This is a genomic window from Tepidibacter mesophilus (assembly GCF_002724055.1).
GTDB lineage: Bacteria > Bacillota > Clostridia > Peptostreptococcales > Peptostreptococcaceae > Tepidibacter_A > Tepidibacter_A mesophilus.
Genome location: NZ_BDQY01000022.1, coordinates 1 through 16,122 on the forward strand (window position 1 = coordinate 1; position 16,122 = coordinate 16,122).

The window sequence follows — 16,122 nt, forward strand, 5'->3', positions numbered from 1 at the left end:
CATTCCTTTCTTGGTCGTTGTTTGTCGTGATTCAATTATACCAAATGAAGGAATGTTTTTCTATTTTTTATGATGGAAACACTGAAAATCCAGGCCAACGCCTTAAAATACAAGTGCGAAAGTTGAGATCTGTTATTAATAAATTAATATTTAAAAAGTACATTTACAAAATAAATCATCTAAAAATAAAGCTTATTAAAATGTTAGCAAATGATTTAAATATTTTTGAATAAAACTTGTATTACATCGTTTGAATATTCGTTAAGAAAGTTCGTTGTCTGAGTGTAGCGAGTTTAGAACTTTTAGGATATTCAATAAGATGTAATACTTAGTTTTATAAAAACATTTAACACATTTGCGGTATTTTAATAAGCTTTATTTTAGCTTCACCACTATAAAATTTATATTTCATTTTCATTAATAGCACAAAATAGATGATTAACCAAATAAGCTAAGTAGTACTCCAGCTGCAACAGCTGAACCTATAACTCCAGCAACATTAGGACCCATAGCATGCATCAAAAGAAAATTCCCTGGATTTGCTTGTTGTCCTACCTTATTAGAAACCCTTGCAGCCATAGGCACTGCTGATACCCCGGCAGAACCTATAAGTGGATTTATAGGATTTTTAGAGAATTTATTCATTATCTTTGCTAAGATAACACCACTTGCAGTTCCTATGCTAAAAGCTATAACCCCAAGTGCAAATATCTTAAATGTCTCCAAAGTTAAGAAAGCATCTCCAGTTGCAGTTGCTCCAACTGTAATTCCCAAGAATATAGTAACTATATTCATAAGTTCATTCGATGCAGTCTTTGACAATCTATCAGTAACTCCACATTCTTTAAATAAATTACCGAGCATTAACATACCTATCAAAGTAGAAGCAGACGGTAATATTAAAGAAACTATTATAGTAACCATTATAGGGAATATTATTTTTTCCTTTTTAGATACTGGTCTTAACTGATCCATAACTATATTTCTTTCTTCCTCACTAGTCAATGCTTTCATAATAGGTGGTTGAATTATAGGAACTAATGCCATATAAGAATAAGCAGCAACTGCTATTGGACCCAATAATTCTGGTTTTAACTTTGTAGCTAGATATATAGAAGTCGGTCCATCAGCCCCGCCTATTATACCTATTGATGATGCAGCTTGAGCATCAAACCCTAAAAGTATAGCACCTATAAATGTAAAGAATATACCAAACTGAGCAGCCGCTCCTAAAAGTAAGCTCTTAGGGTTAGCTATCAATGGTGCAAAATCAGTCATAGCTCCAACACCCATAAATATCAAAGGAGGAAATATACCAAGTTCATCTCCTTGATATAGATAATGAAGAAGACCTCCTGGAAACTTGTTCTTAATATCGACAGCCCAAATTCCTTGTTGAGCCTGAAGTGCGGCTTCTTTACTATCTATAGGGTGTATATTCAAAAGAGTCTGAGGATGACTCATAATATCTGATAAAGGTAAGTTCGTAAGAATCATACCAAATGCTATTGGAACCAATAAAAGAGGCTCAAACCCTTTATTTATAGCTAGATATAATAAAAGGCAGCCTACACCAATCATTATTATCTGCTTATAGTACATTCCAAAGTCTGTAATAACATTGTATATACCCGTACTTTGTATGAAATTAAATACAACTTCTCCCATGGGTAATCCCCTTTCTTACTTTTTTAAGAAATACCTATAATAATCTCACCTGCGCTTACAGATGCGCCTTTAGTTACATGAATATCTTCCACAACCCCATCTGTTGGTGCCATTATCTCATTTTCCATCTTCATAGCTTCAAGTATCAAAAGAACTTGACCCTTAGTAACGCTATCTCCTTTATTTACCTTTATATCGTTTATAGTTCCAGGCATAGGCGCTTTTACTGTATTAGAAGAACCTGAATTATTAGATATATTCTTATTTAGCTTGACTTCTTCTTTCACAGGAATATTTTTTTCTATCTTTACTTCACTTACTTTCGATTCATTAATATATGACGTTTGTGGTTTTGAAGAAATAGAGCTTTCCTTTATTTCCTCTACCTCAACATCATAGCAAACTCCATTTACTTTAACATTAAATTTTTTTATCATATTCATATCCCCCTAGCATAGAGCTCATTTGCTCTATTCTTCCAAGTTTTGACCATGCACTATCATTATTTTCACTTTTCTTTATCTTTTTAATAACAATATTATTAGTAGTCGTATTTAAAGCGCAGGCTACAGCTGAGCTTATAACCGCAACTATCGCTTTATCATCTTTATCTTGTTTTACATCTTCTTTTACAATAATTTGTTCTTCTTTTTTAGGTTTAGAGCTAGATTTTGTCATCATTTTTACAGCTGCCATTATAATCATAAGCACTACAAATACTATAATCATAGAAAGAAGTGTAACAACTAAGCTAGCAATCAATTGCTCTGACCTTGTAAGCGACGTTATATCATTTTTCATTACATCTAATAATTTAGTCAAATTCATAGTTTCACCCCCTTATCTTAAAGTGGAATATTTCCGTGTTTCTTAGGAGGTCTATTTTCCCTTTTTGATTTTAGAACATCAAAAGCATCACAGAGCCTAATCCTAGTCAAAGATGGCTGTATAACATCGTCTACAAAGCCTCTTTGAGCTGCTTGATAAGGGTTTGCAAATTCATCTTTATACTCCTTAACTTTTTCTTCCCTAACTGATGTAGGATCATCAGAATCTTTTATATCTTTTCTAAATATTATATTAGCAGCTCCATCAGGTCCCATAACTGCAATTTCAGCACTTGGCCAAGCATATACAATATCAGCTCCTAAATCTTTAGAGCACATAGCAAGATAAGATCCTCCATAAGCTTTTCTTGTTATTATAGTAATCTTTGGAACAGTAGCTTCACTATATGCATAAAGCATCTTAGCGCCATGTCTAATTACCCCACCATATTCTTGAGATGTACCTGGTAAGAATCCTGGAACATCTACAAAATTCAAAATAGGAACATTAAATGCATCACAAGTTCTGATAAATCTAGACGCTTTATCAGATGCATTTATATCAAGACATCCAGCCATATATGTAGGTTGATTAGCTATTATTCCTACAGACTCTCCATTAATTCTTGCAAACCCTGTAAGTATATTTCTTGCGAAATAAGGTTGAACTTCAAAAAAGTCACTATTATCAACTATACTTGTTATTATATCTTTCATATCATAAGGTTTATTTGAATTGTCAGGCATTATAGTGTCTAAAATATCTATTCTTTCATTAACATCATAACACTCTAATATAGGAGCTTTTTCTAAGTTATTAGAAGGCAGAAAGCTAAGCAATTTTCTAATTCCCATTATACAATCTTCATCAGAATGAGATACAAAGTGGGCTACACCCGATGTAGCATTATGTGTCATAGCTCCACCAAGATCTTGTGCACTAACTTCTTCACCAGTAACAGTCTTTATAACTTGAGGACCAGTTATGAACATCTGGCTAGTTTTATCAACCATAAATATGAAATCAGTAAGAGCTGGTGAGTAAACTGCTCCTCCTGCACAGGGTCCCATTATAGCAGATATTTGAGGAATAACACCAGAAGCTATAGTATTTTTATAAAATACTTTTCCATAACCCGCTAATGCATCTACCCCTTCTTGAATTCTAGCTCCACCAGAATCATTAAGTCCAACCACAGGAGCTCCTACTTTAATAGCCATATCCATAACTTTTTCCATTTTTTTTGCATGCATTTCGCCAAGAGATCCTCCCAAAACAGTAAAATCTTGAGCAAATGCATAAACCAATCTACCCTCTACCTTGCCATATCCCGTTACAACTCCTTCTCCAGGAGCGTCCACTTTCTCCATTCCAAAATGATTACATCTATGTTTTACAAAAGCATCTAATTCAATAAAAGTTCCTTCATCAAATAGTATATTCAGTCTCTCTCTTGCTGTAAGCTTTCCAGAATCATGTTGCTTTTGTATTCTTTTTTCTCCTCCACCAAGCTCTATCTTAGCTCTTTTTTCTAAAAGAATATCTAATTTATTTTGTGACATTTTAGATCCCCCTTTCTAATCCCTTTGGCTTAATTCAAGCAATATACCATGAGTGCTCTTAGGATGACAAAATGCAATTTTTGCTCCACCTGCTCCGTATCTAGGTTTTTCATCTATCATTCTATATCCTTTTTGCTTAACTTCTTCTATAGCCTTTTCTATATTATCAACTCTTACAGCTATATGCTGAAGACCATTTCTTCCACCATTTTTTTCAATAAACTTAGCTATAGGACCATCTTCAGAAGTTGATTCTAAAAGCTCAAGTTCTGTATCTCCAACAGGTAAAAATGCAACCTTTACCTTTTGATCTTCGACAACCTCAGTTCCCTCACACTTTATTCCAAGAACATCCTCATAAAACTTTAAAGTTTCATCAAGATTTTTAACAGCTATACCTATATGATCAACTCTACTTATATTCATATCGAAATCCCCCTTTTTAATTAAAATTCGTCTACTCTATACAACTAATTCATTATACTAACAAATCTCACAGCTCTGTTGCTTAAAATAATTGCAAGTGTAGCTATCTTAACAAGTTATCAGCAAAACAAAAATTCCAACTGAGTTAAGTTTCACTTTATAAGCTTATTGAATATTTTTTCACTCACAGTATAAGGATCTAGTTCTTTGCTTAATGTCTTGATTATCATATCCTCTACTTCTTTTTCATTTTGTATATTTTGAATTTTATCTTCTATTTTTTTATGTATTATCTCTCTTATCTCAGATTTATTTCTCTGAATTATTTTACTTTTTAATACTTCACTTTCCTGTTGGTATCTCTTGTGGTCCATAATATTTTGAAGTAATTCATCTACTCCACTTCCATCATTTGCAACAGCCATCGAAACAGGAGGTCTAAAATTCCAATCCTTTTTAAAATCTAACATCATCTCTATCTCAATTAAAGTTCTTTTAGACCCTTCTTTATCTGCTTTATTTACAACAAATACATCACCAATTTCCATAACTCCTGCTTTTATAGCCTGTATATCATCACCAAGACCAGGAACCATGACCATAACAGTAGTATCAGCAGTTTTAACTATATCAACCTCCGATTGTCCAACACCTACAGTTTCAACGAATATATAGTCACATCCATAAGCGTCCATAACTTTTATCGCACCGTAAGTAGCCTTAGACAATCCTCCTAGGTAGCCTCTAGTTCCCATGGATCTTATAAATACACCTGAATCTAAATTTAAATCATTCATCCTTATTCTGTCGCCGAGTATAGCTCCTTTAGAGAAAGGGCTTGTTGGATCTATTGCTATAATTCCAATTTTTTTACCTTGCTCTCTAAGTTTTTTTACCAATTTATCAGTTAAAGTTGATTTTCCTGCTCCAGGAGGACCAGTTATCCCTATTACATAAGCTCCTTTTGTGTTTTTATGTATGTCTTTCAAAATGTCAAAATAACCTTCTTGTTCATTTTCTATTATAGAAATCAGCCTCGCACAAGCCAGTTTATTTCCTTCTAATAATTTTTTTATAAGATCCATATTTTCACAACCTTGTTAAGCTATTGATTTTTTTAAATTTGCTTTTATAAATTCTATAGTAGTAGTAGTAGGTGTGCCTGGAGTAAATACCTCAGCTATCCCATTTTCCTTAAGATAAGGAATATCCTCATCAGGAATAACGCCACCTCCTATTATAAGCATCTCTTCATAAACCTCTTCTTCTTTTAAAAGTTTAACAACTTTTGGAAGAAGATGGTTGTGAGCACCAGATAAAATACTCATTGCAACAACATCAACATCTTCTTGAATTGCAGTTTGAACTATTTGTTCAGGTGTTTGTCTTAGTCCTGTGTATATAACTTCCATTCCTGCATCTCTAAAAGCTCTAGCTATAACTTTTGCTCCTCTATCATGCCCATCAAGTCCAGGCTTTGCAACTAATACTCTTATAGGTCTCATATTATTTTCTCCCCCTTTATACTATATCATCACACTTTGTTTATATTCGCCAAACTCTTCCCTCATAACTCCACAAATCTCTCCAAGCGTTGCATACGAATTAACAGCATCAAGAATGTAAGGCATTAAATTGTCTTCACCCTGACAAGCCTTTCTTAAATCATCTAAATTCTTCTTAACAAGTTCATTGTTTCTTCTATCTTTTAATTCTTTCAGTTTTTCTATCTTTCTTTCTCCAACGCTAGGGTCAACTCTTAAAAGATCCTTTGGAGCTTCTTCTTCTACTTTAAATTTATTCATACCAACTATTACTCTCTCATCATTTTCTATTTCTTTCTGATATCTATATGCGCTCTCCATTATCTCTTGTTGCATATATCCCTTATCTATAGCAGAGGCAGATCCACCAAGAGCGTCTATCTTTTCTATTAATTTCATAGCCTCTTCCTCTATTTTATTAGTTAAACTCTCAACATAATAAGAACCTGCAAGCGGATCTATCGTATCTGCTACTCCACTTTCATGTGCCACTATCTGCTGAGTTCTAAGTGCTGTTCTAACAGAACCCTCAGTAGGAAGTGCCAATGCCTCATCTTTAGAATTAGTATGAAGAGATTGAGTTCCACCCATAACTGCTGCAAGAGTTTGAATAGCAACACGAACTATATTATTTTCAGGCTGCTGAGCTGTAAGAGTTGATCCTCCTGTTTGAGTATGGAATTTAAGCATCAATGATTTTTCTTTTTTAGCTCCAAATCTTTCCTTCATAATTTTAGCCCAAAGTCTTCTTGCAGCTCTATATTTACCAACCTCTTCAAATAAATCATTATGTGCATTAAAGAAAAATGAAAGCCTTGGTGCAAAATCATCTACATTAAGACCAGCATCTATAGCTGCATTTACATATGCGATTCCGTTAGATAAAGTGAATGCCACTTCTTGAATAGCTGTAGATCCAGCTTCTCTTATGTGATATCCAGATATACTTATCGTATTCCACTTCGGTACATTCTTAGAGCAATATTCAAATATATTAGTTATTAGTCTCATAGAAGGCTTTGTTGGGAATATATAAGTTCCCCTTGCCACATACTCCTTAAGTATATCATTTTGAATGGTTCCTCTTAATTTATCCATGCTAACGCCTTGTTTTTGAGCAACTGCTATATACATTGCAAGTAAAACAGATGCTGGTGCATTTATAGTCATAGATGTTGACACCTTGTCAAGAGGTATTCCACCAAATAATATTTCCATATCTTCAAGAGAATCTATTGCTACTCCAACTTTTCCAACTTCTCCCTCAGAAATAGAATCATCTGAATCATATCCCATCTGAGTAGGAAGATCAAATGCTACAGACAATCCCATAGAACCTTGCTCTATTAGATATTTGTATCTTTTATTTGATTCTTCTGCCGTTGCAAAACCAGCATACATCCTCATTGTCCAAAACTTACCTCTATACATAGTCGGTTGTACACCCCTAGTAAAAGGATACTCTCCAGGAAATCCTAAATCATCATAACTAATATCTTCTATATCAAGAGGTGTATAAAGTCTTTTCACCTCTTCATTTGATCCTGATAAGAATTGCGGTTTTCTTTCCCCGAATTTAGATAAAGTTTTTTCTAACTTTTCTTCTTCCCATTTTTTAAAACAATTTTGTAATTTATCATTACAACTCATTAACTTCGCCCCCTTATATTTAATTATGAAAGTTTATGATTTTAAAATTTCACAATAATTTAATCATGAAATTTGAATTGCATACTTATCTTATTTTCTACATTTTTTATCTAAATCCTTCTTATTTTGTTGTAATTTTTGAACTCTTTAGATAATTTGAATTTATCAAATATAATTCACTTAAAATAATTATATTTTCATACTTCCATTTTTCAAAAATCTATCATGCCATGAAAGTGCCTCTGAAATCACATGAGGTGTATGCTTGTATTTTCCATTCAATGCTTTTTCTAGATAATTATTTAACATGTCCTTATAGTCAGGATGAGCACAATTATCTATTATACATCTAGCTCTTTCAACCGGGCTTAATCCTCTTAAGTCTGCAACGCCTTGCTCAGTAACTATAACCATAACATCATGCTCTGTATGATCACAATGAGAAACCATAGGAACAATAGATGATATATGTCCTTTTTTAGCTATTGACTCCGTAGTAAATATAGTTAAATAAGCATTTCTAGCAAAATCACCAGATCCTCCTATCCCATTCATCATTCTGCTTCCCATTATATTAGTAGAATTTACATTTCCATATATATCAACTTCTATAGCTGTATTAATTGCAATTACCCCTAATCTTCTAGCTACTTCAGGACTATTACTTATTTCTTGAGGTCTAAGTATTACTTTTTCTTTATAATTTGAAAATTTTCTATAAAAGTCGTCTAGTCTTTGAGGAGATACAGTAAGTGATGTTCCAGATGCAAATTTTACCTTATTCTTATCTATAAGATCTAGGACAGAGTCTTGTAATACTTCTGAATAAATTACTAAATCCTCAAATCTCGAATTACAAAGGCCTCCAAGGACCGCATTAGCTACACTTCCAACTCCAGATTGCAAAGGTAATAAGTTATTAGGGAGTCTCCCCTTATCCACTTCCTGATTTAAAAAATCAATGAGATTTTCTGCCATTTTTTTAGATACTTCATCTATTGGAGTTACTTCTCTTGTTTTATCCTTTATATCTGTAAATACTATGCCTGCTATTTTATCAGGATTACAAGGAATATAGGTAGTTCCTATTCTATCAGTTGCATCTATAATAGGTATAGGCTCTCTATTAGGTGGATTTTTAGTTGAGTATACATCATGTACCCCTTCAAGATCTAATGGTTGAGAAGTATTAATTTCAACTATAATCTTATCTGCCATTTCTACAAGTACATTAGCATTTCCTATAGATGTCGATGGTACTATATTTCCATCCTCTGTTATTGCAACAGCTTCTACTAAAGCTATATCTATATTTCCAAAATAACCATACTTTATCCATTGAGGCACATGGCTAAGATGCATATCTGCATACTTTACATCTCCGTCATTTATTTTATTTCTAGAATCTTCATTAGTTTGATAAGGATATCTTCTTTTCATTATTCCTTTTCTAGACAACTCTCCATCTAATTCATCTCCAACAGATGCACCAGTTATAATAGTTAGTTCAATTTTTTCACCATTATCAACCCTTTTCGATAGTGCTAAAGGAATAGCCTTAGGATAACCAGCAGGTGTGAATCCGCTAGTTCCAACAACCATTCCATCATAGAATAATTTAGAGGCTTCATCAGCACTCATAACCTTATCCTTTAAACTATCACATCTTAATCTGTTTTGCATAATACCTATCCCCCCAAATAAACTTTAATTTGCCTTTATTTCATTAAATTTTTCATTGCATATTTTAAGTGCAAATAATAGAGCCTTTTTCGCACATCCATAATATCTTTCATTAAACAAGGATTCTATCTCATCATAGTTAGTTATCTTCATTCCAACCAAATTTTCTCTTACAAACCTTTTTGCTGTTGATGTTACTAATGTGCAATCTAAGTCAACAATATCTCCATTTTCTCTGTCTATCAAAAGACCTATAGCTACCACTGTATATAACTCTTGTGCCGTTATTCCAGCAGGTAATTTCGCATATCCAGTTATAAATATGTTATTATTTTGCATTTTAACAGCAGTCAAAGACTGCTGTTCACCTCCTTTGTACTTTTTATTTACATAGGTAATTTATGAAGTATTATGGTAAATAGAACCATTCCAAGCAGTGCAAATGGATAAGTAGCCCCATATCCCGCTGCCGGATCATCGCTTCCTACTGCATCTATAGCAGCTCCAAGGCCTGGAGTAGATGTCATGCCTCCGCATATAGCCCCAGACAACATAATCCAATTTATTTTAAGCACATATCTTCCTATAAAGAATCCAATCATCATAGCTACCGCACCTACAACAGTACCTACAAGTGCTAAATATGCTCCTGAACCTAATATAGCGTCAAATACTTTAAATCCATATCTAAGACCAACTATAGCCAAGAAAAAAGCGAGCGCTAGCTGTCTTATAACTCCTAAAACCTTATTACTCATTCTAAAGTTTAGATTACCTATTTTCCCTATATATCCAAGTATTAGTGATCCTATTAAAACCCCACCAGTAGATCCTAGTCCAAAATATCCTAAAGGTCCTAAATATATTTTTATTTGACCTATTAAATATCCAAATAAACAAGCTGTAGTAAATGCTATTAAATCAAAGGAAATTTCTTCTATTTCTTTAGTAGAATTACCCCTAGCTTCTTTCATTTCTCTATTAAATAGTTCTTGTTCTTTTTTTACATCAATTCTAAAAATCTTTGGGAAAAAATTAACTGCTAATATAACTATCAATACTCCGAATGGATATCCTATAGCGTGACCAACACCTATTCCGGCCTCTGCTGCTTTTATAAATTCTTCTCCTTGTTCATCTGTAAGCTTAGTAGTATTGATTTCATTGATTTTCCCAGATGGATCTAATATTTTCAGAAATTTTTTCCTCTCTTCAATGCTCATATTGTCAAATTCTTTTACCCGATCTGTTGCATGACCTCTTGCAGTTTCAATTGCTGCTGCCAATCCAGGTGAGCTTGTAAGGGCTCCTGTGTATACTCCAGATATCTCATATGGATTAGATTCTTTAGCACAAATAGTCATTCCATATGTAGCTGCTGCACCTAAACTCGTTATAAGAAATCCTAATATAACAAACTTAACACCATATTTTTTAAGAACTACCCCCATATCTTTTGCTGCTAAAAGACCTACAGCTGCAACAAACAGTATTAAAAACAAACTAAAAAAACTTTTAGAAATAACTCCGGAGTCTATCATATTTTGAGCAGACTTATATGCACTACTCGTTTCGCCTATACTTTTGCCAAACTTTAAAATCCACCACCCTATTATTAGCCCTGTAAAAAGTGCACCTGAAACTCCAAAGTTGAATTTTCCAAACTTGATTTTTCCAAATAGCAAACCTGTCACAACAGCTACAAACATGAGAACAAATGGATCCATCATAAAGCTAACAAAATCAAATTTCATTTTTCCCCCCCCTATTTTTTTTATTTTGTCTATGTTTAATTTTTATGTACAAGCTATACATTTTATGCTTTTAATTATCTAAAAGTTAGAATTTATATAGTTTATTTAAACAAAAAAAATCACGGCAAAGCAAAGGTTTAAAATTCCCTTACTATGCCGTGATTTAACTATACTCCATAATACAACTTACTATATTCCATCGAATACTAGCTATACAATGATAGTTAATAGGCTATTTCCTATTTATTTAATTTATTAATTAATATATATTATCTATAAATTAATATTATTACTTATAAATCAATTTTGATGATATCCTTTTGTAAAATTAAAATATTATACAAAAAAAAGGTTGAGAAATCTCAACCTTATTCATTATCATCTTCTTTATCAACCGATATTTCATCGTAATCTTCAAGTGATAATTCTTTGTTAAATGCTTGTTTAAACTGCTCTGCATCCAACGTCTCGTATTTTAAAAGACACTTAGCAACATAGTGTAAACTGTCTATGTTATCATCTAATAATTTTTTAGTTTTATTATAAGCATCATCTACTATTCCACTTATTTCTCTATCTATTTCCGATGCTACTTCTTCAGAGTAATTTCTCTTAGATGTGAAATCTCTTCCTAAGAATACCTCATCAGAATTATCACCAAAGGTCATAGGTCCTAATCTTTCACTCATACCATATCTTGTAACCATAGCTCTTGCTGTTTGAGATACTCTATCTAAATCATTTTGGGCCCCAGTTGATATATCATCAAGAACAAGATATTCTGCAACTCTTCCCCCAAGAAGAACTATAAGATTTTCTTGCATTTGCATCTTAGTAGCATAATACTTATCTTCTTTTGGAAGCTGCATAGTAAATCCACCTGCTCTTCCTCTAGGTATTATAGTTACCTGATGTACAGGATCTGTATTAGGTAAAAGTTGTGCAGCAACTGCATGACCAGCCTCATGGTATGCTGTTAGCTTTCTTTCTTTTTCGCTTATTACCCTAGTCTTTTTAGCAGGACCTGCGATAACCTTAGTAATAGCTTCTTCTACAGTTTCCATTTTTATTGTTTTTTCTCTTTTTCTAGCAGTTAATATAGCTGCTTCATTCATAAGATTTTCTATATCTGCTGGAGTAAATCCAGGAGTCCTTCTAGCTAAAACCTTTAAATTAACATTATCTGATAACGGCTTATTCTTTGCATGAACCTTAAGTATAGCTTCTCTTCCTTTAACATCAGGAGCTCCAACAACGACTTGTCTATCGAATCTACCTGGTCTAAGTAAGGCTGGGTCTAATATATCTGGTCTATTTGTAGCAGCCATTATTATTATACCTTCATTAACTCCAAATCCATCCATTTCAACTAAAAGTTGATTTAGAGTCTGTTCTCTTTCATCATGTCCTCCACCAAGACCTGCGCCTCTTTTTCTACCTACAGCATCTATTTCATCTATAAATATAATGCACGGAGAATTTTTCTTGGCTTGTTCAAATAAATCTCTAACTCTAGATGCTCCTACTCCGACAAACATTTCTACGAAGTCTGAACCACTTATACTAAAAAATGGTACTCCAGCTTCTCCTGCAACAGCTCTAGAAAGATAAGTTTTACCAGTTCCCGGAGGACCGACCATTAATATTCCTTTAGGTATTCTAGCTCCAAGATCTATGTATCTTTTAGGGCTTTTCAGAAAATCTACTACTTCTTGAAGATCTTCTTTCTCTTCATCTAGTCCTGCTACATCATCAAATGCAACCTTATTTTTCTCATCTCCTTTATGAAGTTTGGCTTTTGACTTTCCAAAATTCATAACACGGCTTCCACCACCCTGTGATTGTTGCATAAATACAAACCAAAATACTACGAATATAAGTATCATAAATATTGATGGTAGTATTTCAAAGAACCAAGGTGTTTGAGGTTCTGGTTTTCCTACAAGTACAAGTTTTCCTTCTGTAACTTGTTTTAAAATAATATCTGAAAGATTTTCTTTACTTACTGGATAAGGTACGTAAGATCTAAAATGCGTGTTAGTACTCTTTATTGTTCCTTCAATTATCTCATCTGTAAATGTAAGCTCTGATATATTTTCTTTAACTAATTCCTGATAAACCAAAGAAAAGTCTAAGTTTTCTATTCCTTTTGTAGGTTTACCAAGAGTTTGGACTATTGAAACTATTATTATAAATATAAGCAAATAAAAAGTTGCTCCTTTAAATAATTTCTTCAAATAGAGCCCTCCTTTCTCTCAGGTCAATAATTTTAGTTTATTCTATCATAAATAAAACACCAATACAATACAACCAAGTTATATACTCTATTTGTATTAACATTGAGGTTATAAAGCTTTAAAGCTTATTTTTAAAACATTCTCAGTATTTGAATCTATTTTATAATCTTCACTCATTCTATGTCCTATAACCCAGATGATTCCTTTTTCATCCGATAGAATCGGAATCAAATCTCTCTCTTCTTTAGGTATCTTTAAATCTATAAATAAGTCTTTTATCTTTTTGCTCCCCCCCAATCCTAATAATTTGATTTTGTCGCCATTTCTTCTATTTCTTATGTGCAAACTTCCTTTAATCTTATTGGCATCGAAAAATTTAACATATTTATCACTGCTAAATTCTTTATATTCGTCAATGCTTAATAGTTTACTCTCAACTATAGTATTTGATTCCTTTATTTTTATATATCCACTTTTAGGGATAATATAATCATAACTTATCTTTTCTTCTATCATCTCTTCATCTGTAAATATTATACTTCCATTTTTTTTATATACTAATACTCCCTTAGGTAAATCTATCCTAATATTATTTTTATCTGAATTAATTAAATCAGTTACATCCTGTATATGTTTTTGTTCTATTCCTTCTATGTTTCCTAAAACAGAATCAATACATTTTCTAATAACTCTATTTTTTAAAGCTTTATGAGTGTCTATAAATTTATCTATATCTACAAATATAGTATTTTCAGATACTTTAGAACATATTTCATCAAATACTTTATTCGATTGCTCTATTATAAAATCACTATCATCTTTTAATAAATTTGTCATTCTCGATATAGATTCCTTTAAATTAGGATTAAAATTTTTAACCATATAAGGAATTAGCTTAAGTCTTATTTTATTCCTAGTGTATATTTCTTCTAAATTAGTTTGATCTATTCTGGGGCCTAAATTATTTTGCTCACAATATTTTTCTATATCCTCTCTATCTATATCTAATAGAGGTCTTATAATACCATCTTCTCTTTTATACTGGATTCCTTTTAACCCTTGAAGCCCAGTTCCTCTCATCATTCTCATTATAACAGTTTCTGCTTGATCGTTTATGTTTTGAGCGATAGCTATCTTATCAGCCGATATTTTATCTTTTATTTCAAAGAACATATTATACCTTAGAATTCTAGCCCCTTCTTCTAATGAAACTCCTTTTTCCTTACAATAAGCTGGAACATCTATTGCTCTTATGAAGCATGGTACTCTCATAATATCACATATCTTGGCTACATACATAGCATCTTTTTGAGCCTCTATTCCCCTTATTTTATGATTTAAATGAGCTGCGTATATCTTTATATTAAATTCATCCTTTAAATAATTTAGTATATGAAGCATACATATAGAGTCTGGTCCTCCTGAAACTCCTAGTATTATTTTATCTCCATCATTAACTAAATTATGCTTTTTAATTGTCTCTCTGACTTTATTTATAATCATTATATATCCCTCTTATTTTATGCCTTTTATATAATATCTATTAATATCCTTGTACAAATCTACATTATTCATACATTCAATATAAAACTTGCTATTAAAACTGTTGTTTCTTCTATAATATTCCTTAGTCTCAAGATAACCCATATGATAATCATTAATTATCATTTTGTAATCCTCTTTATAAATATCAGTTAAATAATCAAAATAAACTCCATTTATATATATTTCTTTATATTCATATGATTTTCCTTGTATATTTTTATTTATTAATTCTTTATATTCATCTGGAAGTATAGAGTATATATATTCATACGATACCAAATTCAAATAATCCTCCGTCTTCATTGCAGATATGTAATAATCATATCTGAATTTTGATTGTTTCATAAGGTCTATTATTGCCTGTATCTCATCAGCTTTAAGATGAGAATACTTTTTTATTTTATAATAAATTAACCTTTCATTATGATTTAAATTATCAATTTTATTTTTATCTAAATCCGATATAACCATAATATATGGGAATTCTTCAATTTCTTCTTTTAATTCTTTATCCATACTTTTTATTATTCCCAAACTATTTAATGTATGCATTAATTTTTCACTATCTTTAAGTTGCAATAATAAAACAAAAGATGATGTAGTCAACAGTCCGACCATTAATATACTTAAAACAATATAAATTCCTATTTTATTTTCATTAGATTTCAAATGGATCACCTCTATAAAAGATAATTTTTTTTGTCATATTTATTCATATTTATAATAACAAATAAAAACGATAAAAGGTAGTGTAAATTGAACTACTTTTTACCGTTTTTTCTATGACTTCCTAATTTATTTTTATATTTATAGAATTTTTGCCTTCAAATAAACCGCTTATATTTAAATCATACTGTATTGTTATATCGAAATTTTTGTATGAATCTCTTCTATTTAATTCTATTTTTTTTGTTACTATCTCCATAGGAAAATTCCCATGAGGTGTTCTATACAACGTTTTAAACCTTTTGCCCACCTCAAACACTAATTCAGAGTTATTTATACCTATCTTTTTTATAATTATACAATCTTCAGTTATCTTTAACCTGCTAGTAGTACCCTTCATACCTGATATTTCAGATTCTTCATATATTACATAGGTAGCATTGTTTTTCAAATACAGCTTACCTTCTGTTATTAATTCTATATTATCTTTGTTCCCTTTGAAGTCCATTTGAATAGTGTTTATTTTTATTAAAACATTTTCTCCCATTTACTCCTCCTA

Annotated in this window: 16 protein-coding genes; 1 reads left to right on the forward strand and 15 read right to left on the reverse strand. The window is 31.8% G+C overall.

The genetic code is table 11. The features are described from left to right. On the forward strand, positions 1–233 hold a 233-nt coding region (locus tag Tmeso_RS16745), incomplete at its 5' end, for a hypothetical protein (protein ID WP_207653858.1). Positions 234–438: 205 nt separating this feature from the next. Here the strand turns inward: Tmeso_RS16745 and Tmeso_RS12385 are convergent. The 15 genes from Tmeso_RS12385 to Tmeso_RS12455 all read right to left on the reverse strand — a co-directional run bounded on the left by Tmeso_RS12385 (position 439) and on the right by Tmeso_RS12455 (position 16,110). Beyond that, positions 439–1,668 carry a sodium ion-translocating decarboxylase subunit beta gene (locus Tmeso_RS12385; protein WP_099191653.1) on the reverse strand — a complete coding sequence of 410 codons (1,230 nt, stop codon included), beginning with the start codon at positions 1,666–1,668 and terminating at the stop codon, positions 439–441. Positions 1,669–1,691: 23 nt separating this feature from the next. Continuing rightward, positions 1,692–2,105: a biotin/lipoyl-containing protein gene (locus Tmeso_RS12390; RefSeq protein ID WP_242967922.1), complete on the reverse strand. Its 414-nt coding sequence runs from the start codon at positions 2,103–2,105 to the stop codon at positions 1,692–1,694. Beyond that, complete coding sequence (locus Tmeso_RS12395) at positions 2,089–2,496, reverse strand: OadG family protein (RefSeq protein ID WP_099191655.1); 408 nt, start codon at positions 2,494–2,496, stop codon at positions 2,089–2,091. Before Tmeso_RS12395 ends, Tmeso_RS12390 begins: the two co-directional genes overlap by 17 nt. 17 nt (positions 2,497–2,513) lie before the next feature. Next, positions 2,514–4,058 carry a methylmalonyl-CoA decarboxylase subunit alpha gene (gene mmdA, locus Tmeso_RS12400; protein WP_099191657.1) on the reverse strand — a complete coding sequence of 515 codons (1,545 nt, stop codon included), beginning with the start codon at positions 4,056–4,058 and terminating at the stop codon, positions 2,514–2,516. Between the two features lie 15 nt (positions 4,059–4,073). Beyond that, entirely contained in the window at positions 4,074–4,484 is a 411-nt protein-coding gene (mce, locus tag Tmeso_RS12405) for a methylmalonyl-CoA epimerase (RefSeq protein ID WP_099191659.1), read from the reverse strand. A gap of 152 nt (positions 4,485–4,636) precedes the next feature. After that, entirely contained in the window at positions 4,637–5,569 is a 933-nt protein-coding gene (meaB, locus tag Tmeso_RS12410; RefSeq protein WP_099191661.1) for a methylmalonyl Co-A mutase-associated GTPase MeaB, read from the reverse strand. 15 nt (positions 5,570–5,584) lie between these two features. Beyond that, the gene (locus tag Tmeso_RS12415) at positions 5,585–5,989 is read right to left on the reverse strand and encodes a cobalamin B12-binding domain-containing protein (protein WP_099191663.1); all 405 of its coding nucleotides are present in this window, start codon (positions 5,987–5,989) and stop codon (positions 5,585–5,587) included. A gap of 21 nt (positions 5,990–6,010) precedes the next feature. Continuing rightward, positions 6,011–7,678, reverse strand: coding sequence for an acyl-CoA mutase large subunit family protein (locus Tmeso_RS12420; protein ID WP_099191665.1), 1,668 nt, complete (start codon positions 7,676–7,678; stop codon positions 6,011–6,013). Positions 7,679–7,867: 189 nt separating this feature from the next. Next, positions 7,868–9,361, reverse strand: coding sequence for an acetyl-CoA hydrolase/transferase family protein (locus tag Tmeso_RS12425; protein WP_099191667.1), 1,494 nt, complete (start codon positions 9,359–9,361; stop codon positions 7,868–7,870). Between the two features lie 24 nt (positions 9,362–9,385). Then, complete coding sequence (locus Tmeso_RS12430) at positions 9,386–9,700, reverse strand: DUF3870 domain-containing protein (RefSeq protein ID WP_145993161.1); 315 nt, start codon at positions 9,698–9,700, stop codon at positions 9,386–9,388. Positions 9,701–9,747: 47 nt separating this feature from the next. Continuing rightward, positions 9,748–11,115 carry an aspartate-alanine antiporter-like transporter gene (locus tag Tmeso_RS12435; RefSeq protein ID WP_099191671.1) on the reverse strand — a complete coding sequence of 456 codons (1,368 nt, stop codon included), beginning with the start codon at positions 11,113–11,115 and terminating at the stop codon, positions 9,748–9,750. A 368-nt stretch (positions 11,116–11,483) separates the two neighbouring features. Further along, positions 11,484–13,352, reverse strand: coding sequence for an ATP-dependent zinc metalloprotease FtsH (gene ftsH, locus Tmeso_RS12440; RefSeq protein ID WP_099191673.1), 1,869 nt, complete (start codon positions 13,350–13,352; stop codon positions 11,484–11,486). 108 nt (positions 13,353–13,460) lie between these two features. Further along, positions 13,461–14,855, reverse strand: coding sequence for a tRNA lysidine(34) synthetase TilS (gene tilS, locus Tmeso_RS12445; RefSeq protein WP_099191675.1), 1,395 nt, complete (start codon positions 14,853–14,855; stop codon positions 13,461–13,463). Positions 14,856–14,867: 12 nt separating this feature from the next. Continuing rightward, a complete protein-coding gene (locus tag Tmeso_RS12450) occupies positions 14,868–15,566 on the reverse strand; it encodes a hypothetical protein (RefSeq protein ID WP_099191677.1) in 699 nt (232 codons plus the stop codon). 121 nt (positions 15,567–15,687) lie between these two features. Then, positions 15,688–16,110 (reverse strand): DUF1934 domain-containing protein, encoded by a 423-nt coding sequence (locus Tmeso_RS12455; RefSeq protein ID WP_099191679.1) that lies wholly within the window; start codon positions 16,108–16,110, stop codon positions 15,688–15,690. Positions 16,111–16,122 lie beyond the last annotated feature (12 nt).